Annotated in this window: 1 protein-coding gene; it reads right to left on the reverse strand. The window is 34.6% G+C overall.

Translation table 11 applies throughout. The features are described from left to right. On the reverse strand, positions 1–459 hold a 459-nt coding region (locus ACJQQZ_RS12535), incomplete at both ends, for a thiamine pyrophosphate-dependent enzyme (RefSeq protein ID WP_408023173.1).

Here is a 459-nt window from a genome sequence, read left to right on the forward strand (position 1 = left end):
TATAATTTACAGGTATATCAATGACTACAGGTCCTTGAATTTCATAACCTTTTTTAATCGCATTTTCTAATTCTTCTTGATTTGTTACACGCATTCCTTTCGCACCAAAAGCTTCTGCATATTTCACATAATCAACTGAACCAAAATCTACACCTGATGAACGTTCGTATTTCATTTCTTCTTGGAACTCAACCATATTATACTTACCATCATTCCAAATTAATTGTATGATATTTAGATTTTTTCGAACAGCTGTTTCTAAATCTTGTGCTGAAAATAGAAATCCACCATCACCAGCTACTGAGACAACTTGTGTATTTGGACGTACTAGTGCTGCTGAAATCGCCCAAGGTAATGCAACACCTAACGTTTGCATACCATTACTAAATAACAAATGTCTCGGATTATAACTTCTGAATTTACGTGCCATCCAAATATAATGACTTCCGACATCAACGG

Origin of the sequence: Staphylococcus sp. KUGN1, assembly GCF_045984185.1 — a bacterium.
In the GTDB taxonomy this organism is placed as follows: Bacteria; Bacillota; Bacilli; order Staphylococcales; family Staphylococcaceae; genus Staphylococcus; species Staphylococcus warneri_A.